Source organism: Bradyrhizobium sp. CCBAU 11386 (genome assembly GCF_028128955.1).
In the GTDB taxonomy this organism is placed as follows: domain Bacteria; phylum Pseudomonadota; class Alphaproteobacteria; order Rhizobiales; family Xanthobacteraceae; genus Bradyrhizobium.
The window spans coordinates 19,038-45,762 of record NZ_LBKA01000032.1 but is presented as its reverse complement, the minus strand read 5'-3'; the positions used below and the strand labels follow the sequence as shown (position 1 = coordinate 45,762).

21 protein-coding genes and 4 pseudogenes are annotated in these 26,725 nt (G+C 61.7%); 8 read left to right on the top strand and 17 right to left on the bottom strand.

The window, feature by feature from the left end; translation table 11 throughout:
- The 3 genes and pseudogenes from XI09_RS07655 to XI09_RS07645 all read right to left on the bottom strand — a co-directional run.
- A pseudogene (locus tag XI09_RS07655) lies at nucleotides 1-1,382 on the bottom strand (hypothetical protein); the annotation flags it as partial.
- A 1,304-nt stretch (nucleotides 1,383-2,686) separates the two neighbouring features.
- A complete protein-coding gene (locus tag XI09_RS07650) occupies nucleotides 2,687-2,875 on the bottom strand; it encodes a hypothetical protein (protein WP_271566335.1) in 189 nt (62 codons plus the stop codon).
- Nucleotides 2,876-3,380: 505 nt separating this feature from the next.
- Nucleotides 3,381-3,871: pseudogene (locus XI09_RS07645) on the bottom strand (SDR family NAD(P)-dependent oxidoreductase); the annotation flags it as partial.
- A 177-nt stretch (nucleotides 3,872-4,048) separates the two neighbouring features.
- On the opposite strand from XI09_RS07645, the gene XI09_RS07640 reads away from it, so the two are divergent.
- The 7 genes from XI09_RS07640 to XI09_RS07610 are packed head-to-tail and all read left to right on the top strand — an operon-like array spanning nucleotide 4,049 to nucleotide 11,105.
- A complete protein-coding gene (locus XI09_RS07640; RefSeq protein ID WP_271566334.1) occupies nucleotides 4,049-5,212 on the top strand; it encodes an ABC transporter substrate-binding protein in 1,164 nt (387 codons plus the stop codon).
- An 8-nt stretch (nucleotides 5,213-5,220) separates the two neighbouring features.
- Complete coding sequence (locus XI09_RS07635; RefSeq protein WP_271566333.1) at nucleotides 5,221-6,084, top strand: branched-chain amino acid ABC transporter permease; 864 nt, start codon at nucleotides 5,221-5,223, stop codon at nucleotides 6,082-6,084.
- On the top strand, nucleotides 6,081-7,079 hold the full coding sequence (locus XI09_RS07630) for a branched-chain amino acid ABC transporter permease (RefSeq protein WP_271566332.1): 999 nt from the start codon (nucleotides 6,081-6,083) through the stop codon (nucleotides 7,077-7,079). The genes XI09_RS07635 and XI09_RS07630 overlap by 4 nt, the downstream gene beginning before the upstream one ends.
- Complete coding sequence (locus tag XI09_RS07625) at nucleotides 7,076-7,828, top strand: ABC transporter ATP-binding protein (protein WP_271566331.1); 753 nt, start codon at nucleotides 7,076-7,078, stop codon at nucleotides 7,826-7,828. Before XI09_RS07630 ends, XI09_RS07625 begins: the two co-directional genes overlap by 4 nt.
- The gene (locus XI09_RS07620; RefSeq protein WP_271566330.1) at nucleotides 7,821-8,543 is read left to right on the top strand and encodes an ABC transporter ATP-binding protein; all 723 of its coding nucleotides are present in this window, start codon (nucleotides 7,821-7,823) and stop codon (nucleotides 8,541-8,543) included. The genes XI09_RS07625 and XI09_RS07620 overlap by 8 nt, the downstream gene beginning before the upstream one ends.
- Nucleotides 8,544-8,600: 57 nt before the next feature.
- Nucleotides 8,601-9,788, top strand: a complete 1,188-nt coding sequence (locus XI09_RS07615; protein WP_271566329.1) for a cytochrome P450 — start codon at nucleotides 8,601-8,603, stop codon at nucleotides 9,786-9,788.
- A gap of 6 nt (nucleotides 9,789-9,794) precedes the next feature.
- Nucleotides 9,795-11,105 carry a cytochrome P450 gene (locus XI09_RS07610; protein ID WP_271566328.1) on the top strand — a complete coding sequence of 437 codons (1,311 nt, stop codon included), beginning with the start codon at nucleotides 9,795-9,797 and terminating at the stop codon, nucleotides 11,103-11,105.
- A 340-nt stretch (nucleotides 11,106-11,445) separates the two neighbouring features.
- Here XI09_RS07610 and XI09_RS07605 read toward each other — a convergent pair.
- The 6 genes and pseudogenes from XI09_RS07605 to XI09_RS07580 form a co-directional block, all read right to left on the bottom strand.
- Nucleotides 11,446-11,694, bottom strand: a pseudogene (locus XI09_RS07605) (TetR/AcrR family transcriptional regulator); the annotation flags it as partial.
- A gap of 52 nt (nucleotides 11,695-11,746) precedes the next feature.
- Entirely contained in the window at nucleotides 11,747-12,400 is a 654-nt protein-coding gene (locus tag XI09_RS07600) for an RraA family protein (RefSeq protein ID WP_271566327.1), read from the bottom strand.
- Nucleotides 12,401-13,060, bottom strand: a complete 660-nt coding sequence (locus XI09_RS07595; protein WP_271566326.1) for an RraA family protein — start codon at nucleotides 13,058-13,060, stop codon at nucleotides 12,401-12,403. It lies immediately after the preceding gene.
- Nucleotides 13,061-13,069: 9 nt separating this feature from the next.
- Nucleotides 13,070-13,465, bottom strand: a complete 396-nt coding sequence (locus XI09_RS07590; protein WP_271566325.1) for a RidA family protein — start codon at nucleotides 13,463-13,465, stop codon at nucleotides 13,070-13,072.
- 18 nt (nucleotides 13,466-13,483) lie between these two features.
- A complete protein-coding gene (locus tag XI09_RS07585; protein WP_271566324.1) occupies nucleotides 13,484-14,488 on the bottom strand; it encodes an amidohydrolase family protein in 1,005 nt (334 codons plus the stop codon).
- Between the two features lie 33 nt (nucleotides 14,489-14,521).
- Nucleotides 14,522-15,151 carry an RraA family protein gene (locus XI09_RS07580; protein ID WP_271566323.1) on the bottom strand — a complete coding sequence of 210 codons (630 nt, stop codon included), beginning with the start codon at nucleotides 15,149-15,151 and terminating at the stop codon, nucleotides 14,522-14,524.
- A gap of 184 nt (nucleotides 15,152-15,335) precedes the next feature.
- Here XI09_RS07580 and XI09_RS07575 point away from each other — a divergent pair, with 184 nt between their 5' ends.
- Nucleotides 15,336-16,328: a hypothetical protein gene (locus XI09_RS07575; RefSeq protein ID WP_271566322.1), complete on the top strand. Its 993-nt coding sequence runs from the start codon at nucleotides 15,336-15,338 to the stop codon at nucleotides 16,326-16,328.
- Between the two features lie 153 nt (nucleotides 16,329-16,481).
- Here the strand turns inward: XI09_RS07575 and XI09_RS07570 are convergent, their stop codons facing one another.
- From XI09_RS07570 to XI09_RS07535, 8 genes and pseudogenes are all read right to left on the bottom strand, one after another.
- Nucleotides 16,482-17,804 carry an NAD(P)/FAD-dependent oxidoreductase gene (locus tag XI09_RS07570; protein WP_271566321.1) on the bottom strand — a complete coding sequence of 441 codons (1,323 nt, stop codon included), beginning with the start codon at nucleotides 17,802-17,804 and terminating at the stop codon, nucleotides 16,482-16,484.
- A 293-nt stretch (nucleotides 17,805-18,097) separates the two neighbouring features.
- Nucleotides 18,098-19,425 (bottom strand): annotated as a pseudogene (locus tag XI09_RS07565) (aspartate aminotransferase family protein).
- A 78-nt stretch (nucleotides 19,426-19,503) separates the two neighbouring features.
- Nucleotides 19,504-20,469 carry a phosphotransferase enzyme family protein gene (locus XI09_RS07560; RefSeq protein WP_271566320.1) on the bottom strand — a complete coding sequence of 322 codons (966 nt, stop codon included), beginning with the start codon at nucleotides 20,467-20,469 and terminating at the stop codon, nucleotides 19,504-19,506.
- A 158-nt stretch (nucleotides 20,470-20,627) separates the two neighbouring features.
- Nucleotides 20,628-22,091, bottom strand: a complete 1,464-nt coding sequence (locus XI09_RS07555; protein WP_271566319.1) for an aldehyde dehydrogenase family protein — start codon at nucleotides 22,089-22,091, stop codon at nucleotides 20,628-20,630.
- A 73-nt stretch (nucleotides 22,092-22,164) separates the two neighbouring features.
- Nucleotides 22,165-23,334: an alanine racemase gene (locus tag XI09_RS07550; RefSeq protein WP_271566318.1), complete on the bottom strand. Its 1,170-nt coding sequence runs from the start codon at nucleotides 23,332-23,334 to the stop codon at nucleotides 22,165-22,167.
- Nucleotides 23,335-23,360: 26 nt separating this feature from the next.
- Nucleotides 23,361-24,236 (bottom strand): GNAT family N-acetyltransferase, encoded by an 876-nt coding sequence (locus XI09_RS07545; RefSeq protein WP_271566317.1) that lies wholly within the window; start codon nucleotides 24,234-24,236, stop codon nucleotides 23,361-23,363.
- A 233-nt stretch (nucleotides 24,237-24,469) separates the two neighbouring features.
- Nucleotides 24,470-25,498 carry an L-threonine 3-dehydrogenase gene (tdh, locus tag XI09_RS07540; protein ID WP_271566316.1) on the bottom strand — a complete coding sequence of 343 codons (1,029 nt, stop codon included), beginning with the start codon at nucleotides 25,496-25,498 and terminating at the stop codon, nucleotides 24,470-24,472.
- 19 nt (nucleotides 25,499-25,517) lie between these two features.
- Entirely contained in the window at nucleotides 25,518-26,720 is a 1,203-nt protein-coding gene (locus XI09_RS07535; RefSeq protein ID WP_271566315.1) for a glycine C-acetyltransferase, read from the bottom strand.
- Between the last annotated feature and the right edge of the window lie 5 nt (nucleotides 26,721-26,725).

Here is a 26,725-nt window from a genome sequence, read left to right as displayed (position 1 = left end):
GTGATATGCGCATCGTTCAGCGCCACCGACGTAACAGTTGGTTTCGTGGCATCTACAACGTGAATCGTCGAGATCGCCGTATTGCTGTTGACGCTACCGTCGTTAACGACAACCGAAATGTTGCGGTCAGATGTATCTGGGTTAGCACTGGTGCTGAAAACGACTTGATGCAGCGCGGCCTGATAGGAGGCGAGGCTTGCCGAACCCGTCAGCGTCACAGTAATTATGCCGGAAACTGACGTATTGATATTGGCAACGATCCCTGACGGCAGCCCCCCGCTGATGGCCAATACGTCACCGGCCTTGGCATTCGTCAGGGTCACCGTTGCCGATTGCATAGTCGCGTTATCGGGATCGGCAATACTGACGTCGGAATCGGCAATCGCAACCGCAGCCCCAGTATCGGTGAAAGTCGTCGCGTAGCCGGAGCCCGTCACGGTGCTCGAGTTGTTGGCATCGAGATCCAAGGCAGCAGCATCGTTTACCGCTGTGACATGGATTGTCGAAGTCGCCGTATTGCTGTAGGCGCTGCCGTCGTTCACTACCACCGTGATGGTGCGATCAACCGTGCTCGGATTTTCGCTGGAGTTGCTGAATACGACCTGCTTGATCGCACTTTGGTAAGCCGAAAGGGTCGCCGAACCCGTCAGCGTGACGGTAATTTCCCCGGCAACGGATGTATCGATCGCTGCTGTAATACCGCTGGGAAGCGAGCCATTGATGGCAAGGATGTCACTCGCTTGTGCATTGGTCAGTCGAATGGTCGCTGACTGCATCGTTGTGTTGTCGACGTCCGCAATCGTGACATCGACATCGGCGATGGAAATCGCGACACCGTTTTCGGTGAAAGTGGCTTGGTAGCCGGAACCGCTAACACCGCTCGAATTATTAGCATCAAGATCCAGTACAGCCGCATCGTTCGATCCCGCAAACTGCACCGTTGCGGTGGCCCAGCTCAGCGTACCGTTGCCAAGCCGAATAGCGTAAGTAAAGGTATCGGTGAGGAACTGACCTGATTGCAGAGCGTCTAGCTGGCCTCGGAAAGCCGCGGTTAAAGTGTTTGCATCGTAGCCAACCTTGCCATCCGAAGTGATCCAAATGTGGGCGCCCATCATACTGTAGTCGGAGCTGGTCGCTTCCGCGCGAGCAGTATCTTGCGTCAGTAAGTCCGTTGGACTTGAACCACCCGCACTGATGCCATTGTCGATTGAGAAAAGTGTCTTGGCATTCCCACCAAGGTCGTTGGCCATTACGTTCAGAAAGACAATATTTATGCTATTTTCCGTGAGCCCGGTTTGCGCACTCGTAAACGTATCGTCTTGGGCTTGCGGTGTATTGGAGAACGAAGTGGTGCTGCCGCCGCCGGTTGTCTGAGTAGCCATGTCTTTGATCTCAAAACTCGTCGAATATGAATGCTATTTGGAAGCAACCCGAACACGGGTGAGCAACGTGGCGGATTCGGGCGACCGTTTAGCGGCCGCCCTAGCCGTTCGGAATTTTGCAGCCGTGTCTTGACGAGGGGATAGCGAAGGTGCGCCGTCGCTTGGCGAGGACAGCGGATCGACTGAATCGATCACCGCAGTCGCCATCACCCGGGGGGCAATCGCCATTGTCACAGACGGCTCGACCGAAAGATCCGATGGTCGAAAGGAACCCGGATTATCCTTGAGGCGAGACTTCGTTTCGAACCAGCCGGCGGCTAGTAAAGACTTCGAGGTGAATAAAGCGCGGCTCACAACACACTCCACTCTGCTGACGCAGAGCAGGTGCAATCGCATTCGAGGATAAACTCACAGGAGAGCGCCGGCAAATGAGCGCTCGTTCAGCGCCTAGGCGCCGCCGCCAGAAAAAACTCTGGCCTGTTGTGAAAAGACCCCGACGCCATAGCTCCTGCCCCGTTCATGCTCGGCCTCCTGACGACCGCGCATGGCTTATTGATTCTCCAATAGCGTTTCTTATGTGCGCGGCCCCGCGTCGAGGATTCGTCTGACGTGTAGGGCAAGCAATCGTGTAGCCCCTGCTTCTACGTCGCGATGCTCGCTAAGAATCTTGGGCGGAGCAACGACTCAGAAGGGGTACTCCGTCGGGACCACGGAAGAATACGGTCGCGCATGCTGATCGACCGAAGATCGAATACCTCAGGTTGATCATGCATATAGTTCATTAACTTCGCGATCGACCGCGGTTCCGGGCCGGCGGACTTCATCGGTCTACGGAACGAAATAGTAAGTCGCCTCGCGCCAAGAGTTGGCAACGCCGAAGGCTCCTGCGCTTGCCAATAATGGCGGACGCTGGGAGATTTTTCTCGGAAGGGATTGCGCCGCGGGAATTCTGTTCGCCTTTTACGTCTTACGTCGCGATCGATGATACGCTCAAGGCAAATACACCTACTCAACAGCGCCTGACGATCCAGATCAGGTATTCGTCCGGGCGCGAAAATCGACACGCTGAAAAGTTTCGTATCCTGACCAGGCATGCGAAGGACGATTTGAAGTGTGGCTCGTTCGAGACCCATCGGAGCGGATCAAGCGCGGCAAGTCGAAGAAAATCCGCGCTTGGACGGATGCCGAAATGAAGGCCTTCGAGGACCGACAAGCACGTCTGTTTCTTGACGACCGAATGGGGCAAGCCGTTCACGGTCGACGGCTAAAGCGGATGGATGCGCGATGTGACGACGGAGGCCGGGCTACCGCTCGATCGACGGCCGCATGGCCTTCGCAAGACCTTTGGCCGCCTCCTCGCAGACGCTGGCGCGACCGCTCACGAGATCAGGGCCGCACCGGGCCACCTGACTCTCGCCGAAGCTGCGCGCCATGCGCGCGAGGCAGACCGCCGCCGCGGTTGCCGTCGCGCAATCATCAAGCTTGAAGACCACAAGGCAACAGAAATCCCCAAACCTATTCTGTCAGTTTGGGGAAACTGCCAAGAATCAAGGGGAAATCAAAATGAAGGGAAGATCACTGGCGCTCCCTAGTGGAATCAAACCCCTGTTTCAGCCTTGAGAGGGCCCGTTCTCCCGCTGCCGTCGCTCAGCGGCCGTTACAAGAAAAATATTATAGAAGTGGCCCCAGAAGTGGCCCGCAATCTAAGGCACAGCCTCCAGAACTTGCGAAATCAGACGTAAGTACCTGATTTGCGTGGTGGGCGCACCAGGGCTCGAACCTGGGACCCGCTGATTAAGAGACACGCCACGACCGTTGATTTCTCAAGCGAATTTTTCCAACTGAGCCAAAATCCGACTATTAGAGATCAGTGGCTTACGACGAAAAATCCAACCGCCACGTCACGATTTGCTGGATCGGCTCATCCGAAGCGTGGGTTCGAGTGACTGGGCCGAGACATCGCTAAACAGCAGCCTGCTGTATCCAATGCGACGCCTCCTACATGCGGTGGTGGCCAGCGGCCTGATCTCCATCAACGAGGAGAATTTCGCCTGTCACAAAGCCTGCCCCATCGAGGTACAGCACCGCATCGGCAATGTCGGCTATATCTCCCATCCGGCCCAAGGGTGGAGTGCGGCCAAGGCTTGATGCGCTTCCGGCGGATGCATCGGCGTTTTGATGATCCCGGGCGAGACGGCGTTGACGCGGACGCCAGTGCTCGCATACTCGATCGCGAGCGCCCGGGTGGCCGCATTCAAGGCATCTTTGGTAAGCGACGCCAGGGCGGCCGGGACGCTGTTCATCGGCTGGTCGACGAGACTCGTCGTGATCGTGACCACATGGCCGCCCCCCTGCTTGCCCATGATGTCGAGGGCACGCTGCGCCATATGAAAGAAGCCGGTCACGTTAGTCGAGGCATAGGCCTCGTAATCGGCCGGCGCGTAAGAGGTAAACGGGTTTGCCAGAGTGTCGCGGGCGTTCGCGATGATCCCTGTGAGAGCTTGAGTTATTCCAGCGCCCGGCGTCTTTCTCCGCTTGCCGGTGCGCCAGCATCAGATGGGTCGGACTTTTTCCTCGTCTTGCATAATTTTTCCATATGGTCTATTTTGTAGCAAGGAGTCCACCAGAGACTTCCAGCAGGGCAACCTTTCAGGGAGGGTGACGGCATGATCGCCAGAGGAGTGATCGTGGCGACGGCGATGCTCGCCGCCATTGTTTCAGCTCGCGCAGAGGATCGGCCACTCAAGATCGGCTGGCTGATGAGCTATACCGGTCCAGGCGCCGCCGCCGGTGCCGCATCCGACGTGGCAATCGAGGTGTTCTTCAAGACATTCGGTAAGTCGGTCGCAGGCCGCAAGATCGAGATCATCAAGCGCGACACCACGGGGCCGGCGCCCGACGTCGCGCGGCGGCTCGCCCAGGAACTGATCGTAGGCGAAAAAGTCGATTTCCTCGCGGGAATGGACTATACGCCGAACACGATGGCGGTAGCGCCGCTGTCAACATCCGCCAAAGTCCCCCTCCTCATCGTCAATTCCGCGACATCGGGGATCCTCGCCAAACACCCCTTTGCCGTCCGGTTCGGCTTCACGACAGCCGAGATGGCGCAGCAGCTCGCGGCGTATGCCAACAAGCAGCAGTTCAAGTCCGTCTATACGTTCGTGCACGAGTACGAACCGGGCCTCGACGCCGAAGCGATGTTCATTCGCGAGTTCAAGGCCGCTGGCGGCGCCATCGCCGGCTCGGTGCGCGCGCCGCTCAAGGCAACGGACTTTTCCGCCTACATTCAGCGGATCAAGGACGCCAATCCGGACGCCGTTTTCGTCTTCATGGCCGCCGGCGAGCTGCCGCCTATCTTCCTTCGCCAGTTCAAGGAAGCAGGCCTCGATCCCGCCAAGATCATCGGCATTGGCGATATCACGGACGAAGCCTCGCTCCCTGTGGCGGGGGATGCGGCGCTCGGCGTGGTCACTGCCTTCCATTACACGCAAACGCACGACTCAGAGGCCAACAAGGAATTCGCCCGCGCGTTCAAGTCGGTTGCGCCGGACCGTCCGCTGAATTTCCTGCCTGTCGTCGCCTACGACGTCCTCAGGGCGATCCGTCAAGTGGTCGAAGCCCAGGAGGGCGAGCTCAATCCCGATCGGACGATGGAGCTTCTCAAGCAGATCAAATTCGAAAGCCCGCGCGGGCCAATCTCGATTGATCCGGCGACCCGCGAAATCGTCCAGACCGTCTATTTCCGCAAAGTCGAGAAGCGCGACGGACAGATCGTCAACGTCGAATTCGCATCGACACCCGACGTCAAGGATCCAGGTTCCGCGCGGTAGGTGGCACGATGCTCGGCTTCGTCAATATCCTGCTCGGCGGCATCGCATACGGGTTCGTGCTGTTCCTGATGGCCGGAGGACTCTCGATCACGCTAGGCCTCATGGGCTTCGCCAACATGGCTCACGCGGCACTGGCAATGGTTGGCGGCTACACCGCCGCGCTGCTGATCGGCAAGGCGGGCTGGCCATTCCTCGCGGCCGTCGTCATGGCGGGCCTAACTGCGGCGACGACGGGCGCGATCCTGGAATGCACCCTGTTCCGGCGGCTCTACCAGGCATCCGAGCTCGAACAGGTCCTGCTCACGATCGGCGTCGTTTATGTCGCCATCGCGGCTGCGACCTATCTCGTCGGTCCCGAGCAGATGGCCATCGTCGTGCCAGCCTGGCTGGACGGCAATCTCAGCCTTGGGCCGGTCGACCTCAACCGCTATCGTCTGTTCCTGATCGTGTCCGGCCTCGTGCTGCTCCTCTCGCTCGTCCGTCTCATCGAGCACACGACTTTCGGCGCGAAGATCAGGGCAGCCGTCTTCAATCGCCGGATGACGGCCTCGTGCGGCATCGATGTCGACAAACTCTACGCTCTCGCCTTCGCCCTTGGATCGGCGCTGGCCGGGATCGGCGGAGCGCTCAGCGTCAAGCTGCTGGGGCTGGACCCCAACTTCCCGATCAAGTTCCTGACCGAACTGTTGATCGTCGTCAGCGTCGGCGGGCTGGGCTCGCTCCGCGGGACCTTTCTCGCCGCTATGCTGTTCGGGGTCATCGACGTCGTCGGCAAATATCTGCTGCCCGAGATCGGCGCGTTCATCATCTACGCCACTGCGCTCGCCCTGCTGACGGTGCGGCCGCAGGGCCTCGTCGGTCGTCCGCGATGAGCGACATCACGCTCGATCTGGCACGGATGATGGTCGTCCGCCGCGCGCGGTGGACCACCCTGGAAATCGCGTTCTGGCTCGCGGCGGCCGCCAGCTATTTTCTATTTCCGGCCAAGCTCGTCCTGTTGACGCAGATGCTGATCGGCGGGCTCTTTGCCATGTCGCTGGATCTGCTGCTGGGCTATGGCGGTATCCCCTCGTTCGGCCATGCCGCCTTCTTCGGACTGGGCGCCTATGCAGCGGGACTGCTCGCCGCCCACGGCTGGGGCGAACCGCTCTCCGGCGTTCTCTTCGGCGGGCTCGCCGCCGGCGGACTCGGGCTTGCGTTCAGCTCGGTGATCGCCAAGGTGCGGGGCGCGGCGGTGCTGATGGTGACGCTGTGTATCGGGCTGCTGCTGTTTGAGGCCGCAAGCCGCATGCCGTGGCTGACAGGCGGCGATACCGGCCTGCAAGGCATTGACATGTGGCCATTGCTCGGCCGCTTCGAATTCGATCTCTATGGCCGGACCGCGTTCTGGTACGCCTACGCTGTAGCTTTCCTGCTCTATCTTGTGTCCCGCCGCTACATCCATTCGCCCGAAGGGCTCGCGCTGAAGGGCCTGCGCGAGAACCATGATCGCATTCCGATGCTTGGCGTATCGACCGCCCGCCGCAAGATGATCGCCTTTACGATCTCGGCGACTATCGCAGGCATGGCCGGTGCGTTGCTTGCGCAGACCACCCAAATCGTCGCGCTGGAGACCTTGAGCTTCGAGCGATCGGTCGCGGCCTTGATCATGCTGATCGTCGGCGGGATCGGCACGCTGATCGGCGGCTTCATTGGCGCGGCAGCCTTCATCTGGGCACGCGACGTGCTCTCCGCGCTCAACCCGGTGTACTGGATGTTCTGGCTCGGGCTCATCCTCATCGCTCTGGTGCTGACGGCGCGAGGCGGCCTGGTCGGCGCCTTGACGCTGCTCGTGAACCATCTGGCGCGCAGGAGGCCTCCACGATGACGGCGCCGGCGCTCGAAACAGAGGTCCTCTGCAAGCAGTTTGGCGCCCTGAAGGTAACCAACGAGGTCAACCTTCGGCTTAAGGCCGGCGGCCGCCATGCCTTGATCGGACCGAACGGCGCGGGGAAGAGCACGCTGATCAATCTGCTCACCGGCGTGCTGGCGCCTACCAGCGGTAGCATTCTGCTTGAGGGCGCGCCGATCAACCGACTGACCACCGACCAGCGCGTTGCGCTGGGGCTCGGCAGGACGTTCCAGATCAACGCCCTGTTTCCGCATCTGTCACCGCTGGAGTCGATCATGCTGGCGGTGGCGCGGCGGAACGGCCGTCTGGGCCGGCCTTTGCAGGCCCTGCACCGGGAGACGGATATCACCGACGAAGCCTTTGCAATGGCCTGCTCGGTCGGCCTCGGCCGGGACTGCCTGCGTCCGACCTCGGAACTCGCCTATGGTCGCCAGCGCCTGCTGGAGATCGCGCTCGCCCTCGCCGGCCGGCCGCGCGTCCTGCTGCTGGATGAGCCGGCGGCCGGCGTTCCCGCCGGCGAGAGTTTTGAACTCATGCAGGCGATCGAAGCGCTACCGCGAGATGTCGCCATTCTCTTCATCGAACACGACATGGACTTGGTCTTTCGATTCGCCGACATCATCACCGTGCTTGTTGCCGGATCGGTGCTGTGCGAGGGCACACCCGGCGAGATCGCTCGCGATTCCGAGGTGCGCCGCGCCTATTTGGGGAGCGCCGGTGACTGAGCCCCTGCTTGAGATCGAAAGCCTGGACGTCGGTTACGGCGAGGGTGTGGTGGTCCAGGGCCTGTCGCTGAGCATCGGGGTTGGCGGATCGCTCGCCCTGTTGGGGCGCAACGGCGCCGGAAAATCGACATTGATGCTCGGCATCGCCGGTCATCTCGCCCCACGAAAGGGGCGGATACGTTTCGCCGGCAAAGATATCACGACCATGCCGCCTCACCTGCGCTGCCGCATGGGTATCGGATGGGTGCCGCAGGGCCGCGAAGTGTTTGCGCCGCTCACGGTCGAGGAGAACCTCCGGATCGCCGCGACGCTTGGGGCCTGGACGATCGACCGCGTCTACGAATTGTTTCCGAAGCTGAAGGAGCGCCGGGACAATTTCGGCAATCAATTGTCAGGTGGCGAGCAACAGATGCTGGCCATCGGTCGCGCTTTGGTCACCAATCCCCGCCTTCTTCTGCTGGATGAACCGCTCGAAGGCCTCGCGCCGGTCGTGGCGCAAGACGTCGCGCGCTGCATTGCCGAGATCACACAAGGCGAGAGCATGGCTGTCGTCCTGATCGAGCAGCATGCCACCTTCGCACTCGGGCTGACGCAGCATGCAATCATCATCGAAAGGGGATTGCTGTTGCGATCCGGGGCGAGCGGCGCAATCACCGCGGATCGCGATGCGCTGGAGCAATATGTTGGAATCAGGAAGCCGGTCCGCGCCGCCTGAAGCAGGCCTTAGCGCGGACGGCGGCTTGCTCATTATCTTTTCCATATGGTATATTTAATGATCAACAAGAACCGGGAGGATCGCATGGGCTTTCGCTTCGACCCCGAAGACCGCGACTTCGTCAACGACCCCTACCCCACTTACAAGATCCTGCGCGACGATCATCCAGTCTACCGGCACGAGCCGAGCGGCTACTATGTGATCACCCGCAACGAGGACGTCGCCCGCATCCTCAACGATTTCGAGACCTTCTCCTCGTCGCGCGGCAATACCCTGGTCGATTCGCCACTGCGTATCGGCAAGACGCTCGGCACGACGGATCCACCACGCCACGATGAGCTGCGGCGCGTCGTGATGAAGGGATTCACACCTGCCCGAATCCAGTCGATGCAGCCCGCCATCGAGCGCGACGTGCAACGTCTCCTGCACGATTTCGGTGAACGCCGCGAGTGCGATTTCATGGCCGACATCAGCCGCCCCATTCTGTATGCCGCGCTCGGCCGCATGCTCGGTCTCGACGGGCACGCCGCTGCCCGCGCGGCCGAACTGTCGCGAGATCTGTTTCATGCCGCCCCGAGCGCGATGGGCGCCGTGTCGAAGCCGGGCGTGATGGAAGACGTCTTCGCCGTGCTCGGCGAGCAACTCGAGCGTCGGCGCAAGGACCGCAGCGACGACCTGTTCTCGTTCCTGCTCGAAGCCCAGGAGGCCGGCGCACCGCTCTCCGACGCGGAGATCCTCGGCAACATGTCGACTGTTCTGTTGGCAGGGAACGCGTCCATCGGACATTACTTCTCGAACCTAATTCATGCGCTCTGGCAGAATCCGGGCGAGCGCCAGAAATTGTTGATGGATCCCACAAAACTCGACGCAGCCGTCAACGAAGGCGTGCGTTGGGACACCTCGACTCAGTCCTTTGCACGCCAGACCACAAAGGGAGTCTCCCTGCATGGGGTAACGATCCCGGCCGACAGTCGCCTAGTGGTCTGCTACGGGGCGGCCAATCGCGATGAACGGGTGATTCCTGATCCGGACACCTATGATATCGACCGTGGCAAGACGCGCCATTTCGGCTTCGGCTCCGGTCCTCACATTTGCCTCGGCGCGCCCACCGCGCGCGCCATGATGCGAACCATCATGACGCCGCTGTTGCCGGCGCTCGGCGAATACGAGCTCGACATCGCAAATGCCGAGCGGGTCGCCCACATGATGGCACGCGGATTCTACAAGCTCCAGATTCGCTGGTAGGTGACGATGACCGCATTCGATCTCGCCAGCAACTCCTTCTTCGACGATCCCTATCCGACCTATCGGCAGATGCGCGCCGAACAGCCAGCCTATTACTGCCCGAAGACCAATCTCTGGTTCGTCAGCCGATACCGCGACATCGCGGACGCGCTGGCGAGGCCCGATCTGTTCTCGTCCTCGGCCGGCAACGCGCTGAGCGATTCCCCGCTTCGCGTCGGCAAGACGCTCGGATCAATCGATCCGCCCCGGCACGACGAGCTGCGGCGCATCATCATCCGCGGCGTCACACCAGCGCGCATCGAGCTAGTGCTGCCTTGGATTCAGGCTGAGCTCGCGCGGCGACTTGAAGTACTGAGCCCCCGCCGACAATGCGATTTCGTCACCGATATCAGCCGTCCCCTGCTATTCGGTGGGCTCGGCCGCATGCTCGGCCTTGGCCCTGATTCCGCGCGGAAGGCCAGCGAGCTTTCGGAGCGCCTGTTCCGCGGCGAAAGTGGTCCCGCGGGTCCAGCGCTCGCGGAGGGTGATCGGGCCGAGGTCATTGCGTTGCTGAGCGCGGAACTGGCGCGCCGCCGCGTGGAGCGCGACGACGACCTGTTCTCGGTCCTGATCGCGGCACAGGCGGCAGGAGCGCCGCTCAGTGACGCCGAGATCGTGGCCAACATGATGACCGTGCTGCTCGCCGGCAACGCATCGATCGGACATTTCCTGCCGAACCTGATGCACGCGCTCTGGCGCCATCCCGATCAGCGCTCCCGCGTGATTGGTGATCCCACCCTGATCGATGCCGCCATCGAAGAAGCTGTCCGCTGGGACACCTCAACGCAATGCTTCGCCCGGACCACGTCGGCGCCGGCCGAAATTGCGGGAATCGACGTTCCGCCAGGCGCGCGAATCGCTCTGCTCTATGCGTCGGCCAATCGCGACGAGACCGCCATTGCCGATGCCGAGCGCTTCGACGTCACACGCGGCAAGATTCGTCACTTCGGCTTCGGGTTTGGACCGCATATTTGCCTCGGAGCAAGCGCGACCCGCTCGATCTTGCGCGCGATACTGCCAGGCATTCTCGCCGAGCTAGGCGAGTTCGATATCGACCTCGACACGGCCGGACGTGTTCGTCACCTGATGGTGCGCGGCTTCAAGAGTCTGTCGATCATTTGGCGACACGTTTTCCCTTGCGAGGCGCCCCAACCCGCGCCGGACGGGCACCCTCTGCCGGTTCGCGGAAGAACAAGGCGCAGCAGGTCCGGACGTGCTCGTCGACAAACTTCTTGGAAAAAGGCGAGCGACCCATCACCTGTTGGACCTCTGCGCTGAGCATGAAGATACGCGTGACCGCGCCGATGAACAGATATTGGAGATGATAGGGATCGCCCTCGACATAGCGGCCCTGCTTCTGAGCGGTCCGGATCAGCTTGGCCATGACGTCGAAATAGTTGCGCACCCGCTCCTCGACCAGCCAGGTCAGCCTGTCGCTGTCCCGCTTGCCTTCATGCGACATCAACCAGTGGAAGTTCGGGTTGGCGGCCGCGAACCGAACAAACTGCTCCTGGAGCAGCCGCAGCCGTGCAACCTCGTCCTTCTCGGTCATTCCGGCAAGATGAACCTGGAAATGCTGGCCGAAGTTGAAGCTTGTCGTCGTGACGACCGCCTGCCAGAGCCCTTCCTTGCTCTTGAAATGGTAAGTCACCAGAGGATGCTGGACCCCGGCCTTCGCAGCGACGTTCCGCGTCGAGGCGCCCTCGAAACCGCGCTCGGCGAATTCCTCAAAGGCGGCCTGGAGGATGCGCTCCCGCGTGTCGAGCGAACGCTGCTGCCGGCGGCGCTGATTGACGACTTCGTCGAGCGTTTCCTTGGTGAGATCGGATGTCAAAACGTCCCCGCGAGGCAGGCCATATCTGGTCACAGGCTATCCGCCCGGCCACCGGATTTGTCAACCACGCGGCGGCGCAGGGTCCTCAGCGCGCCGGCTTGGATTGCAGGGCGTGGTAGCGCAAGCGCTCGCGCGCCTTGTCCAGACGCTCGCCGGCGACGACCGCGTCCCTGATCTTGGTCTCGGCAGCGGCGATCTGGCGGGCCGTAGTGCAAATCTCCTCGAGTCGGGACGCGGGCAACGAAACGATTCCGTCGCCGTCGCCGACCAGCCAATCGCCCGGGGCGATCCGGACGCCGGCAATTTGGACCGTCACGTTGACCGCGTCGGCGGTCACGCGGTCCTTGCCGGTCCGCATGGCGTTGCCGCGCGCAAAAATGGGATAGCCGAGTTCGAGGCTGCGATCGATGTCGCGGCAGACGCCGTCGATCACGGTGCCGCCGATGCCGCGGCGCGAAGCGACCATGGTGAGGATATCGCCCCAGACGGTTGCATCGAGCCGCCCGTCATTGTCGATCGCCACGATCTGGCCAGGCGCAACGTCGTCGATGTAGTCTCCGACCGAGCCGCCATGGACACCAACCGGCAGCATGCGGATGGTGAAGGCAGGTCCAGCAAGCCGCATCTGGTGATCGAACGGTTTGATCCCCAGGCACTGGCCCTCGATTCCGAGGCGATCCAGCGCATCGGATAAAGTAGTGGTGCCGATCTGCTTCAGTTCGTCGGCGATGCCAGACATTCAGGACTCCCGTCGTTTGAGCATGTCTTCATAGTCGCCGCTCAAGACCTCGCCGATCGCCTTGCCGGCGTCGATAGCGTCCGCCATGCGCCGCTCGCGCCCGCTGATGTCTTCAGCAATCGAAATGATCTCCTCAGCGCGTGCTGCATCGACGAAGACGATGCCGCTGCCGTCGGCGATCACGAGATCTCCCGGCTTGACGGCAACGGTCCCGAACGTAATCGGCTCCTGGCAGGAATGCTCGGCGACGCGCCCGCGCGCCGTCACCGGCACCGCAGCCCGCGCAAAGACCGGTAGACCGAGTGCGCGGCTCTCGTCGACGTCGCGGCAGGCCCCGTCCACCAGAACGGCTGCGACGCCCCGGCGAACCGCTCCCCGGCTGAGCAGGCCGCCCCAGCCAGAGACGTCGGTGCGGCCACGATGCTCGACGACGATGACATCACCCGGATTCGACGCCATGACTGCGCCAGCGCCGAGATGCCGTTTCGGCAGCCCCGGCAGCGGCGCGCCCAGTTTGGTGGTGACCGCGCGTCCGGCAATCTTCACCGGACCCGTCAACACGGAAATTCCGACGACTGCACCGGAGACACCGAGCTTGTCGAGCGCGTCCGACACGGCGCAGGTGTCGAGGGCGGCGAGCCGCGCAATCAGGCTGTCCATGGCGCGGCCTCAAGTGCCATCGAGAACGGCCGTTGCATCACATTGCACCAGCATGTTGGCCGGCAGGTGATCGTTCTGAAATGTATGTCGCGCCGGCCGGGATGCCGCATCGGGGAACGCAGCGAGCCATTGGGTGTTCACGGCGCCGCGCGCCTCAGGCACCTTCACATAGACCGTCATTTTGACGATCTGGTCGAGGCTCGCGCCGCCCGCCTCCATGATCCGCTTCAGATTCGCGAACATCAGCTCGGTCTGCCGGCCGACGTCGTCGGGGATCTTTCCGCTCGCCGGATCGAGCCCATACACGCCCCCGGTCATGATGATGTTGCCGACCCGGGACGCTGCAGGAATGGGCTGCCCACCGTGGGCGAACCCTTCGACTTCGATGCTTCGCCGTGCAGCCATGCTGATCTCCTCTCCTGCTCAGGTGTCGAGACGGGTGAAGAATTTGCGCGCGTTGCTCTCGAAGATTGCCTTCTTGTCGGCCGACGTCAGTTCGGCGATCGATTCGATCACCGGCTTGAGGTCGTCGAAAGGCCGGCCCGTCTCCGGATCGATGCCGCCGCCGCTGCCCGGACGCTCGGTGCCGAACATGCATCGATCGGTGCCGACCACGTCGAACAGCAGTTCCAGCGATTTCTTGTTGTGAACGACGGTATCAAACCAGAAGCGCTTCAGGCTCGCGTCAAAACTCTCAGTGTCCTTCGGCAGGCGGCCGGCGGCGATCGCCATCTGCCGATTGGACCGCCAGCGCCCGACCTGGAACGGAACCGATCCCCCACCATGACTGACCATGAGCTTCAACGTCGGATAGCGCTTGAACACATCCGAGCGGGTGATCGCGGTGATGGCGAGGCTCTCCTCGGTGATGAAATGCTCGTCGTAGGTCTCGCGACCGCAGCAGGCGCAACTGTGAATGTGCGCTGGAATGTCGTGCTTGCAGAGGAATTCATAGAGCGGAAACCAATAAGGATCGGCCAGAGTCGGGCTCTTCCCAATGCCTTCGGATGGATCGGGATTGAGCAGCACGCCGATGAAACCGAGCTTTTCGATACAGCGCTTGATTTCATCGAACATCATCTCGACCGGAGCGCCAACCGCTTGCGGCAATCCGCCGACCCCGCGAAAACGTTTGGGATGCATCTTCACCGTGCGAGCGATAATGTCGTTGTTGTCCTCGGCCCAGGTGACGACATCCTCCCAACGGTTTTCGCCGTGCACCATCATAAACGGCCGCGGCGAGAGCACCTGCAAATCGGTGCCGACGCCATCCATGATCGCCACATTCTGCGCTGCGGACTTCTCAAGCTCGGCGTCGGAAATCGCTGCGGGATACTTGCCGTACTGCCCGCGCGCGACGATCAGATTGCTGCGATGCGCATAAAGCGAGGCAGGCGCGACGAGATGAGCGTGAGCGTCAATGATCATGATGCGGACATCCTATGGTTATCATCGGAGCGGTCAGAGTTTGTAAACATCGAGGGTAAGCGCGCCGGCTCTAACCCTATCGAGAATAGCGAGCTCCTGGGCGTCACGATCGATACCGACGCGGACGGCGCTACGGGCCTGGTCGGGCGTGAGCACCACAACACCATCCGCATCTCCGAAAACCAGATCGCCCCGCGAGATGCGGACGTCGCCAATCGCCACCGCCTCGCCGAAGGCGCCGTCGGCGCTGGGATCCTTCACCGTATCGCGGATACTGACACACGCAGAAAATGTAGGCAGTCCGAGCTTCCGTAGGGCCGCCACGTCCCGAACCCCGCCGGAGATCACAAGCCCAGCGAGGCCGCGCGCCTGGGCGGACGTCCCCATGATCTCGCCCCAGTACCCATATTCGCGCCCCGCACCGGTATCGACGACCAGTGCTTCACCAGGCGCCGCTGCGGCCAGTGCGCGGTGAATCCAAAGATTGTCACCGGGCGGGCAGCGCACTGGAAAGGCACGGGCGCAGATGGTCATAGTCGGATCAATCGGCTTGATGTTGGTGGGCAGGGCGCCCACTCTTCCTGCCGCTTCATGAAGCGTCGCAGACGACAATGCGCTGGCCGCCTTCAGGAGGGCCTCCTCGATCGCTGCCGAGATCGGCATCCGAACACGACCTCCTCGATTGCATTTGCCAGGAATTCTTAATTAGTCCATGTGGTATATATAACTCGACGACATTTGCAAGCGGATTTTCGCCTGGCGGTTTGAGAGAAATCGGACATTGCATCGTCAAATCGAGCGTGTAATACTATCCACTTGGTAAATATAATATCGGAGGAAGCACCCCATGGCCAAGGTCGTCTTCAGCTTCGCTGCATCGCATACGCCGATGCTCGCACTTGAGGGAAAGCGCTGGAGCGAGCGCGCGGAAGACGACAAGAAGAACAAGGCGCTGAACCTGGCCGACGGCAGATTCATTAGCTACGACGATCTCGCAGAGGAAAACGGCGCGCCTTATGGCGATGTGGCGACCGAAGCCAAATTTCTCGAAATCGAAGCCGCCTCGCAGAAGGCTCTCGATGCGATTGCCGACCGCCTCGCAGCCGTGGCACCGGACGTGGTCGTGATCATCGGCGACGATCAGGCCGAACTGTTCAGCCACGCCAACATGCCTGCAATCTCGATCTTCTACGGCGAGGAGATCCTGACACACGAAAAGCACCTGACACCGCAGACGCCGGGCTGGGTCGGAACCGTGATGAAGGGCTATGCCATGGACGCCGTGCATAGCTTCCCGGGGCAGCCGCAGTTCGCGCTCGAACTGATCCGCAGCCTCATCGCCGAGGACGTCGACATTGCAGCCGCTGCAAAGGTCGAAGATCCGCTGAAGGCGGGATTTGGCCACGCTTATGGCTTCATCATTGAGCGGCTATTCCGGGGACGCGCCATCCCGGTCGTGCCGGTGCTTCTCAATACCTACTATCCGCCGAACGCGCCAACAGCCAGTCGCTGCTACGACATTGGCACCAAGCTGGCGCGCATCATCGAAAAATCGCCGAGCGACCTTCGCGTTGCGGTTGCCGCAAGCGGCGGTCTCAGCCATTTCGTGGTGGACGAGCAATTGGATCGCAAGGTGCTCAACGCCATTCGTTGCAAGCATCCGCAAGTCCTGCGAGGCCTGACACGTAACGAGTTGAATTCGGGCTCTTCTGAGATCCTTAATTGGGTGATGGCGTCCGCTATGTCTCAAGGACTAACCAACACCTGGTCCGAATACTATCCCGCTTATCGTACTGCTGCTGGGACTGGCACGGGTATCGCGTTTGCAACTTGGGAATAAGGGTATCGCAGGTGCTGTAGGTACATCGCGGACATACCAGGACGAGCTGTTTGCCGCCCGATCGAGCGCGGGAACGTGGGGGTCCCCGCTCACTCGTCTGCCGACACCTTGACTTCGCTTGGTGCGCGTCAGGCCTGACTTCCGGCTCGATCTTCAGATGGCGGCGATGTCCAGCTTCGAGCCGTCGACCAGACGCGACAGCCGGAACGGTGCGGGATCGACGCAAGGCGTGTCGTTTACGACAAGCTCTGCGGCCAGATAGCCGAGCCCCGGGCCCAAACCGAAGCCGTGCCCCGAACAGCCCGCCGCGAGGACGAGGCCTTCCACCCCGTCCACCTGCGACACCACAGGCACTGCGTCCGGCGTGCAATCGACGAAGCCGCCCCAGGCGCTATCGATCTCTATTTCGCCGAGTTGGGGGAAGGTTTTCCGGACACTCTCCACCACTTGGCTCACCAGCCATTTCAAGGGCGGAGGATCCAGCACGCGATTCTGTTCGAAGATCCGATCATCGTTGGTCAGAAGCGCCGGCATCGAATCCGGCCCCGAAACGAACGATTGGCCGACGCCAAGCCTGACGTTCTTCAGGCGACGCAAGAACTGCGGCATGAACTCCCGGCTGTACCGGATAGCCTGGGGCGTGATTTCGAGGTTCGCCTTGCCGCTGATCGCAAGCGTATAGCTGCCGTCCAGTCGGCGCGTGATCGTGCAGTAGGGTGTCGAGACCGCCTCGCCGATATTGATTGTGGGGGTGGATCGCAGCGCGGTCTGACGGATGCTCGCTTGGGGGAAACTGACCCCGAGCGGCCGAAGGAAGCGCGAGGACCAGGCGCCGGCGGCGCAAAGCACCGCGTTGGTTCTGATGTAGCCCTTTTCCGTGTGCACGCCCGCAATCTTGCCATTGGCCAAGTCGAGCGCCCGCGCGGCACATCCCTGGTGGATCGTGGCGCCCAGAACTCTGGCCCCCTCAGCGATAGCCGGCGCGGCGAGCGCAGGTTCGGCCTTGCCGTCTCGCTCCGAATAGGTCCCGCCCACCCATTTGTCGCGCGCTTCGGGGACACGCTCGGCCACCTCCGCCCGACTCAGCACGCGGGTATCGACGTCGTACTCCCTGGCGACCTCGCGCCACTTTTCCCAGCCGGCGAGCACAGCCTCGTCGTGGGTCGCATAGACGAGACCGCAGCGACGAAATCCGAGGTCCCGATTGATATCGCGCGTGAGTTCGTCCCACAGCCGCATGGAGAGCACCGACAGCGGCAATTCGCGCCGGTCGCGGTTCTGCTGGCGGCACCAACCCCAGTTTCGGCTCGATTGTTCACAGGCGACGTGGCCCTTCTCGAGGAGCGCCACGGAGAGGCCGCGCTTCGCGAGATAATAGGCGGCCGTAGAGCCGAGGATGCCGCCGCCGACGATAACGACGTCGGCCTCGGCCGGGAGACGCTCATCGCTGTGAATGCGCTCGACGTGGGGCGACATGTTCCAACGAACCTCGGCTGCCAAGAATGCGGAAGCAAAGTTCCGATCAGCCCTTCATCGCATCGTGCGCTCGGTAGAATGTGCTGAAATCATCTAGGACTTCGCAAGATGTTCGGTTTCTGACCGCTTGAGTGATACAAGCTGCTCAAGCGCGATCAAGTCCCAGTTCGACGCAGGGGCGGCGTAATGGCTGCCAGGACAGGTGCAGATTTCGTTTAAAGCGTGATCGGGTTTGGTAGCCCGCGCCGCAGCTCGCCCCCCGGAACGGGTGCTGCCCCGATGAGGTCTGCGATCTAGCGTGCGATATTGATGAGCGCGCGCTCCATGGCTGCCAGGAACAGGTCAACATGCTCGGCTTGGCAAACGAGCGGAGGGCGCACTTTAAGGGTATCTTCATTGGCCCCGGTCGTGCTGATAAGCACGCCGTCATCCCGCATTGCATTGACCAGGTCCAAAGCCATCGCACGACGGCCTGGCGCCGGGGTTCCCTCAGACCCTATGTCGACGCCAAAGAAGAGACCGGCGTTCCGGATCGCGCGAACCTCATAACGTTGCTTTGCAAGCTTCTCCAGTCCGGCGCGAAGGCGCTGGCTCATCGAAAGCGCCTTTTGCGGGATTTGGTCGCGCTGCAGGATCGTTAACACGGCGTTCGCTGTTGCTATTCCGACTGTGTTTCCAGCGAATGTGTTCGAATAGCGAGAGGTGGCACCAAATTGGTCCATCCATGCTCTGCGACCAACGACAGCGCCAATCGGAAATCCGTTGCCCATCGGCTTGCCCAGGGTAACAAGATCCGGAACGATCCCGTGGCGCTCGAAGCCCCACATACAGGCGCAGTTCGTCCGAAGCCTGGTTGAACTTCGTCGGCAATGACGAGACCACCAGCCTCCTGCACCGCCGCAACTCCGCTCGCGATGAAGCCAGGAGGATCTATCCATAGGCCATCGCTGGAAAAAATACTGTCGATGAGCAGGGCCGCAACGCCGATACCACGACGGTTCAGATCCATCATGGCTGAACGAATCTGTGTCTCGAAAAAGTCCGCAGCCTGGGCTTCCGGTATGCCCGCTGGCCCGGGTAGGGACACCATCCGCACTAACGGGCTGAGCTTGACTGCGTCGCCCAGGTTGGGCGAAACCTCGGCCGTCGCAGTACTCGTGCCGTGATAGGCATAAGTGGAAACGATCACGCCTTCGTTGCCGCTCGCACATCGCGCAATGCGAAGCGCCAGATCGTTGGATTCACTCCCCGTGCAGGTAAACACCACGCGGTCGAGCTCGTTTTGGAAAGTATCGACCAACCGCTCGGCATAATCGACAAGCTTTGGCTCGAGATAGCGCGTGTTGGCGCTTATTCGGCCCGCCTGCTCCGCCATGGCCGCGTTTACTTCCGGATGGCAATGGCCGAGACACGGGACGTTATTGTAGAAGTCGAGATAGGCCCGCCCGTCGGGATCGTACAGCCACATACCTTCGCCGCGAACGAAGTGCACGGGCCGGCGGTACTGGAGCCGATAAGAAGCGCCCAGAACTTTGTCACGACGAGCAATCAGCTCGGATTCGCGCCTGGGAAGGTTTGATTCGCCAGGTCGGTAGCGATTGGGCATGAGATCTGTGGACATGTGCTGCTGCCCGTCTGAAAGAATACCGTGGTCACTTCGCAATTTTACGGCCTGTCGATCGAGCGAACCTAAGCGGCATCACGGCAAGCACGACGAAACTGCCGCCATGACTGCCGCCTCGCCCGATGCGACATCAATAGGCTCCAGGATAGAAAGGCCGTGCTCGGCACGCGCGACGTTCTTTTTGATGTACTGGGCGTCGGCTGGAAAAAGGTGGGCGCGCCAGTAATTGACCAAGATCAATGCGCTTTGTCGCGCCCGCATCAGTCCGACGAGGAGTCTTGCTTCCAGCGGCGAAAGCGCAATGACAGAGGCATAGCCGCCAATGAGATGTTCGGCGCCACCGAGAGGAAGAGTCGGATCTGATACGAGGTGGCTTGCTGCGATCGCCAGATCCTGAATCCTGGGGCTCCAGCAGCCGTCACCAAAATCGATGAAGCCCAGACCCCGGCCAGTCACAATCATGTTGAACGGACTGGGATCGTTATGAGTGACCTGCCAGACGACGTTCGAGATTTGTGGCTCAACAAACTCCAGATACTCGGCCATGTCGGCGCGAACGCAATCGGCAACGCTCCCGCTTGGTAGGTACTGCTCTAGTTCCATCAGGCGCGACCAGCACTCGACATGCCAAAGAACGGGCCGATGGGCTGCAGGCACCTTGACTTGCGCAAGCGCTAAATCAAGCCGAGCGAGGGCGCGGCCAGTCCGAAATAGCAGGTCGGGAGTGCGCATCACCTGGTGCAGCGGAATGCCCTCGAGCCGGGTTTGCAAGAACCCGCATATGCCTTCTTCCTCAAACATCAATGCCCCGCTGCTCGTGCGCAGCACTGCGGGTGCAACGAAGCCCCCAGCCTCTTCCAAGCCTGCCAAGGCTGAGGTCTGGAAGCAGAAGCTGTCGACAGCCTCCGGTCTGGTCGACGTCTTCAGGATGCACCGGCGGCCGTCCGGGGTGTCGACTTCAACGGTGCGCTCGATCTCGGAGGACAACGTCGCGATCGAGCCGGTCACTCCGTAGTGACGCTTCAGCAGCGCCCCCGACATGTCCGGTCCCGAGGAGTCGGACCGCACGGCCAGGACTGCCGCAGCCGCGCGAAAATAGGTTTCGGTTGACGCTGACGCGCAAGAAAGATGGTCGACTGTTGCAATCACGGGTGTTTCTATGCCTGGGCTTGAAAGCGGCTTCTGGTGACTGCCAGGATTCATCGATAAAATCCGAGGACGGACTTGGTCTCGAGATACTCTTCCATGCCCTCGATGCCGTATTCGCGACCGTTGCCAGAACGCTTGTAGCCGCCAAAGGGAGCATTGGGGTCCCAGTCAGGATAATTGAGATGGACTTGACCCGACTGGATCTTCCTGGCGACGGTCCGCACCATCTCCATATCGGTGCCCTGCACATGGGCGCCGAGGCCGTAGACGGTGTCGTTGGCGATCGCGATCGCCTCGTCTACGGTGTCGTAGGGAATGATCGACAGCACTGGGCCGAAGATCTCCTCCCGTGCGATCCTCATGCCGCGATGGACGTTCGAGAAGATCGTCGGCCGCGCGTAGAGGCCGATCCGCAGGTGGTCCGGCCGACCTCGCCCGCCCATGACGAGCTTGGCGCCTTCCTCCAGGCCGACACCGATCATCGCCTGCACGCGCTCGAACTGCGGCCGGTTGGCGATCGGGCCATGGGTCGTGCTTTCCGCAAGGGGATCGCCGACCACCAGTTCCGAAGCAGTCGACGCCGCCAGGGTCTCGACCTCTTCCATCTGCGGGCGGTACACGAGCATCCGGGTCGGCGCGCTGCAGGATTGGCCGAGATTGCGGAAGGCGGCGCCGACGCCGAGCGGAACAGAACGGCTGAGATCGGCGTCCGGCAAGATGATGTTCGGCGATTTTCCGCCGAGCTCCTGGGCAACGCGCTTGACGGTGGGTGCCGCCGCTTGCGCGACGAGAACGCCGGCCCGCGTCGAGCCGGTGATCGAGATCATGTCGACCAACGGATGCGACGCCAGACCGGCGCCCACGATCGGACCTGTCCCGTTGACGAGGTTGAAGACGCCGGGCGGAAAATCGGCATCGTCCATCAACTCCGCGAACAGCAGAGCGCTTAGCGGCGACAGCTCACTCGGCTTCAACACCACTGTACAGCCTGCTGCGAGCGCCGGACCGACCTTGGCTGTGATTTGATAGAGAGGCCAATTCCATGGGGTAATGAGCCCACAGACGCCGATCGCCTCGCGCATGACCGCGGTTCTGCCGCGTGGGGTGACGAACGGATAATTCGCGAGATTGTCGCGGGCGACGCGGATATGTTCGGCGGCCAACGGCACCTGAGCGCGGCGCGCATAGGTGATCGCAGCTCCCATCTCGCAGGTAAGCGCCTGCGCGAACAGCTCCAGCCGCTCAAGAAGTAAGGCGTGCATCCGGTCGAGCAGCGCCGCTCTCTCAGCAGGCGGTGTCATGGACCAGCCGGCGAAGGCTCGTCTGGCGGCTGCGATCGCGCAGTCCACATCATCGTCATCGCCGAGCGCGACGTCGGCGATCGGCTGCTCCGTCGCCGGATTGACGACGGTTGCTGCGGCCGCAACTGATCCGATCGGCTTCCGCCATTCTCCGTCGATGTAAAATTTTCGGAGGAAGCCGGCTTCGGTCAGGTGTCGAAGGGGCGAGGTCATTGGAAGCGATCCTTGATCCGGTATAGGCGCCGATCAGCGGCAGGAACCAGGGGGCGGGAATGGCCGGCCAGCCCTACCAGCCGCGCATCCGGGGCCATCGGGCGTGAATCGCGTCGCTGCCGGCGGAGACGACGTTGTACAACTCATGTTGCGACGCCGTCCCACAGGCGTGATTGGGGAGAATCCTGACCTTCGCGCCGATCGGAAGATTGGGCAAAGCGTGCGCCGACCCGGGCCTGATGGCGAGGATCCCGTGCTCCTGGCTTGCTTGCGAAACGATCAGGTCGGGATAGACCTTGCCGGCCACGTCGCAGACCAGACCATATCCCTGGTCGACCCGCTGCGCCGCGGTGCCGCGGTCGCGCGACAGCGCCATCCACCCGGCATCGAGCAAAATCCAGCCCTTCTCGGGCTTCGTGCCGATCACGGTAGCGAGCACCGAGATCGCGATGTCGTCCGTCGTGCAGACACCAACACCGTGCATGACCAAGTCGAAGAACATGTAGACGCCCGCCCGCATTTCCGTGACGCCGGTCAGGTCTTCGGCGAAATGCGCTGTCGGGGTCGAGCCGACGCTCACGATGGGGCATTGGTGCCCGGCCACCCGCAAGGCCTCCGCCGCGGCAACCGCCACCGCTCTCTCATTCTCCGCGGCCGCGACGAGAGCCTCGGGCGTGAACAGGCTGTAGGATTCGCCGGCATGGGTGAGAACGCCGGCAAGCTTGACGCCGGCCTCGCCCAGCGCGACCGCGACTGCAATGAGTTTTGGATCGTTCGCGGTCAGCCCGCCGCGGTGACCATCGCAGTCGATCTCGATGAACGCGGTCGGTGTCACACCAGCGGCACGACCGGCGGCGCCGAGCATTCTTGCCTGCTCCGGCGAATCGAGCAGTACCTTAAGATCAACGCCTGCTTTGCGCAGACGCATTGCTCTTTCAGCTGTGTGGGGCGCCAGACCCACCGCATAAGTCATGTCGCGAAAACCGTGCCGCGCGAAATACTCGGCTTCCGCCAGGGTAGAGACAGTGATCGGCCCCGATCCAAACGGATAGGCCCGTCGGGCCACGTCGATGGATTTCGCGGTTTTCATGTGGGGACGCAGCACGACGCGCCGCTCCGCCATGCGCGAGGACAGGCGGGCGAGATTGCGATCGAGCCGATGCTCGTCGAGCAGGAGAGCTGGCGTTGCCAGCGTGCCGAGCGTTGCAGCCGTCTCGGAGTTCTGGTGATCCGTTCCGCTCATCTCATTGCGTAGCACGTCGATGTCTCCTAGCCGAAAGACTGATTGGGAATCGCAAACACGCGCGCCGGCCCGCTCGATGGTGCCGGCGTGCCCAAGATCATGGTGGTGGCATCGCCGACCTGCTCCAGGCCGATGCCTTCGAGCCAATCCCCGAGCTGCGATGTGGCAGAGGTGTCGATGCGGACAAAAACACTGCCGAGCCGCGCGAGCGCAGCCTCGATCAGCGCCTGTGCATCGGTCGCGGTTTCGGCGACGACAGGACCGATGACATGCCCGCGGCCGAAAAGCCGGGAGATGGCGTAGCCGCGGGCCATGCCGTCGCGCTGCAGAACATAGCCATCACCGCTTTGGAGCAGCTTTTCGAGCATCTGTCGTCTCTCCAAGCCCGCAGCGTCGCGATCGAGTCGCATGATCTTCTCGAAATCCGATGCAGTCATTGGCCTGACGAGCCCCGGCGGCGGCGGCTCATGGCGTCCTCTGGGAATTCCCTGATGCTGGTGGATGACCCCGATGGGGACGAAACCGCGCCGCTGGTAAAGCGCCTGGCCTTCCGCGGTCGAATTCAGCGCAATGCTTCGTGGACGCGCGGACGTCAGCAACGCATCCATAAGCCGGGCGCCATAGCCACGGCCCTGAGCGGTCTTCGCGACGATGATCATACCTGCGGAAGCATGGGTTTCGCCATACGCCCACCATGCCGCGGTCCCGATCACCGTCCCAGCGCGTTCCAGAACAAAGCCTTTGCCCAGCTGTAGCGCGACATCCCAATCTTCGAGCCGATAGGGCCAGGACATCTCCTGCGAGAGCTTCAGGGCGCCTTCCAGGTGCGATCTGGCGAATGGAACCAGCACCGCGGCTCGATCGTCGCGATCTCCGGCCTGGTAAGCTGCGGGCTTCATCATTGGTCGACGTTTCTCTTGCTCGCGGTACTTGTCGCCAGTACCTGATTGACGGTGAGGGCCACCTGATCCTCGCATCGTCCGCACTGTACGTTGCACCAGACAGCATTACACAATTGGACTGGAGAAAAGTTCGGCATACAATTTCATTGTTCGTGGCTCGACGCGGCCAATCTGCCGTCAGCGGCCGGCGCGCCAAGACGGCGTTCGAAAGCGGGCCGTCAGAGCTGACGCCATCAAGCCTTCCAGTCCAGTACGAGCTTGCCGCAATTGCCACTCCGCATGATCTCGAAGCCGGTCTTGAACTCTGCGACAGGCAGACGGTGGGTGATGATCTTTCGGATGTCGAGGCCGCTTTCGAGCATTGCAAGCATCTTGTGCCAGGTCTCGAACATCTCCCGACCGTAGATTCCCTTTACCGTGAGCATCTTGAAGACAAGCTTGGTCCAGTCGACCGTCGCCGGCCGAGCGGGAATGCCGAGCATGGCGATCTTGCCGCCCATCACGAGATTCTCGACGATCTGGTCGAATGCGGCGGGAGCACCACTCATCTCGAGCCCGACATCGAAACCTTCCTTCATGCCGAGGCGCCGGGTCACGGACCTAAGATCTTCCTTGGTCACGTCGACAGGAACAACGTCCGCGACGTCAGATGCCAGTGCCAGACGTTGCGGATTGACGTCGGTTATCACGACGTGCCGCGCGCCGACGTGTCGGGCAACTGCGGCGCTCATGATGCCAATAGGACCTGCTCCGGTGATGAGCACATCCTCCCCGACGAGGTCGAACGACAGCGCGGTGTGGACGGCATTGCCGAGCGGATCGAGGATAGCCCCGATCTCATCATCGATCGTGTCGGGAAGCGGCACGACATTGAAGGCAGGCAAACGCAGATATTCCGCAAAAGCCCCGGGAATGTTGACACCGATCCCCTTGGTTTGAGGATCCAGGTGAAACCGTCCTCCGCGCGCAGCGCGGCTGCTCGTGCCAACAACATGGCCCTCGCCGGAAACGCGCTGCCCAATTGCGAACTTCGTGACGTTTGCGCCTACCTCGGCGATCTCACCGGCATACTCGTGACCGACGACCATCGGGACAGGGACAGTCCGCTGCGCCCACTCATCCCAAGCGTAGATATGAATATCCGTGCCGCAGATCCCGGTCTTGTTGATCTTGATGAGAACGTCATCCGGCCCGATCTGAGGGATCACCCGTTCGCCGAGCCAGAGTCCCGGTTCGGCTGCCGCTTTGACGAGAGCTTTCATGAGAGCACCTTTCTAGCCATCAAATCACGCCAAGCACTTTGCCGGCGTCCGTGAAGGCCTCAACGGCCAAATCAACGTCTTTCTCGGACAGGCCGGCGGACATCTGTGTCCTGATCCGCGCCTTTCCTTTGGGGACGACGGGATAGAAGAACGCGGAGACATAGATGCCGCGTTCATCCAGCGCGGCTGCCATTTCCTGCGCCAGCCGTGCGTCGTGCAGCATGACTGGAATGATTGGCGTCTCCCCCGCGAGCAGTTCAAATCCGGCCTGTTCCAACCCCGACCGAAAGCGCCGGGCATGGGCAGTCAGGCGCTGCCGTCGGTCGTCAGCTCTTTCCGCAATCCGGATGGCCTCGATCGATCCCGCTGCCACTGCTGGAGCGAGGCTGTTGGAGAACAGATAGGGACGCGCTCGCTGTCGAAGCAGATCAATGATGGGTTGCGACGCCGCGACGAAGCCGCCCATGGCGCCGCCCAGGCTCTTGCCTAGCGTACCCGTTACGATGTCGACCTGATGTCCTGTGCCTGTCAGCGTGGGCGTGCCGCGACCGGCTTCGCCAAGATGGCCCGTGGCATGGCAGTCATCGACCATGACGACGGCGCCGTATCTCTCGGCCAAGTTGCAAATCGCGGGAAGTCTGGCCACGTATCCGTCCATAGAGAACACGCCGTCCGTGGCGATCAATTTGAAGCCGGCCCCGTTCCTGTCCGCTTCCTTCAGCCGGTCCTCGAGCTCGTTCATGTCTCCGTTGGCGAACCGGTAGCGCTTCGCCTTGCAAAGACGCACGCCGTCGATGATGGAAGCGTGATTGAGAGAATCAGAAATGATGGCGTCATCGGCCTCCAGGAGCGGCTCGAAGACGCCGCCATTGGCGTCGAAGGAGGCCGCGAACAGGATGGCGTCATCCTTACATAAGTACCGAGCGATGGTGCGCTCGAGTTCACGGTGCAGGATTTGCGTACCGCAGATGAAGCGTACCGACGCCATGCCAAACCCAAACTCATCCAAGCCTCGCTTGGCGGCTGCGATGACTTCGGGATGATCGGCCAGGCCAAGGTAGTTGTTGGCGCAGAGATTGACGAGTTCGCGCTCGAAAGCCTGGGAAACCACGCGGATCCGTCCGGCTTGCGCACTGCTGATCGTGCGCTCGCGCTTGTACAGCCCATCGGCCTCGATCTGAGAGAGAAGCTCGCGAACCCGGACTTCGAGAGTCGGCGTCATAATTA

Coding starts and splice junctions, on each gene's coding strand:
- XI09_RS07600 (WP_271566327.1), bottom strand. CDS start 12,400: ATGTCTGGCATCGCCGACGAACTGAAGCAGATCGGCACCACTACTTTA.
- tdh (WP_271566316.1), bottom strand. CDS start 25,498: ATGAAAGCTCTCGTCAAAGCGGCAGCCGAACCGGGACTCTGGCTCGGC.
- XI09_RS07585 (WP_271566324.1), bottom strand. CDS start 14,488: ATGATCATTGACGCTCACGCTCATCTCGTCGCGCCTGCCTCGCTTTAT.
- XI09_RS07590 (WP_271566325.1), bottom strand. CDS start 13,465: ATGGCTGCACGGCGAAGCATCGAAGTCGAAGGGTTCGCCCACGGTGGG.
- XI09_RS07545 (WP_271566317.1), bottom strand. CDS start 24,236: ATGATGAAGCCCGCAGCTTACCAGGCCGGAGATCGCGACGATCGAGCC.
- XI09_RS07625 (WP_271566331.1), top strand. CDS start 7,076: ATGACGGCGCCGGCGCTCGAAACAGAGGTCCTCTGCAAGCAGTTTGGC.
- XI09_RS07575 (WP_271566322.1), top strand. CDS start 15,336: ATGGCCAAGGTCGTCTTCAGCTTCGCTGCATCGCATACGCCGATGCTC.
- XI09_RS07615 (WP_271566329.1), top strand. CDS start 8,601: ATGATCAACAAGAACCGGGAGGATCGCATGGGCTTTCGCTTCGACCCC.
- XI09_RS07630 (WP_271566332.1), top strand. CDS start 6,081: ATGAGCGACATCACGCTCGATCTGGCACGGATGATGGTCGTCCGCCGC.
- XI09_RS07560 (WP_271566320.1), bottom strand. CDS start 20,469: ATGTCGGGGGCGCTGCTGAAGCGTCACTACGGAGTGACCGGCTCGATC.
- XI09_RS07570 (WP_271566321.1), bottom strand. CDS start 17,804: ATGTCGCCCCACGTCGAGCGCATTCACAGCGATGAGCGTCTCCCGGCC.
- XI09_RS07610 (WP_271566328.1), top strand. CDS start 9,795: ATGACCGCATTCGATCTCGCCAGCAACTCCTTCTTCGACGATCCCTAT.
- XI09_RS07535 (WP_271566315.1), bottom strand. CDS start 26,720: ATGACGCCGACTCTCGAAGTCCGGGTTCGCGAGCTTCTCTCTCAGATC.
- XI09_RS07555 (WP_271566319.1), bottom strand. CDS start 22,091: ATGACCTCGCCCCTTCGACACCTGACCGAAGCCGGCTTCCTCCGAAAA.
- XI09_RS07550 (WP_271566318.1), bottom strand. CDS start 23,334: ATGAGCGGAACGGATCACCAGAACTCCGAGACGGCTGCAACGCTCGGC.
- XI09_RS07635 (WP_271566333.1), top strand. CDS start 5,221: ATGCTCGGCTTCGTCAATATCCTGCTCGGCGGCATCGCATACGGGTTC.
- XI09_RS07580 (WP_271566323.1), bottom strand. CDS start 15,151: ATGCCGATCTCGGCAGCGATCGAGGAGGCCCTCCTGAAGGCGGCCAGC.
- XI09_RS07640 (WP_271566334.1), top strand. CDS start 4,049: ATGATCGCCAGAGGAGTGATCGTGGCGACGGCGATGCTCGCCGCCATT.
- XI09_RS07595 (WP_271566326.1), bottom strand. CDS start 13,060: ATGGACAGCCTGATTGCGCGGCTCGCCGCCCTCGACACCTGCGCCGTG.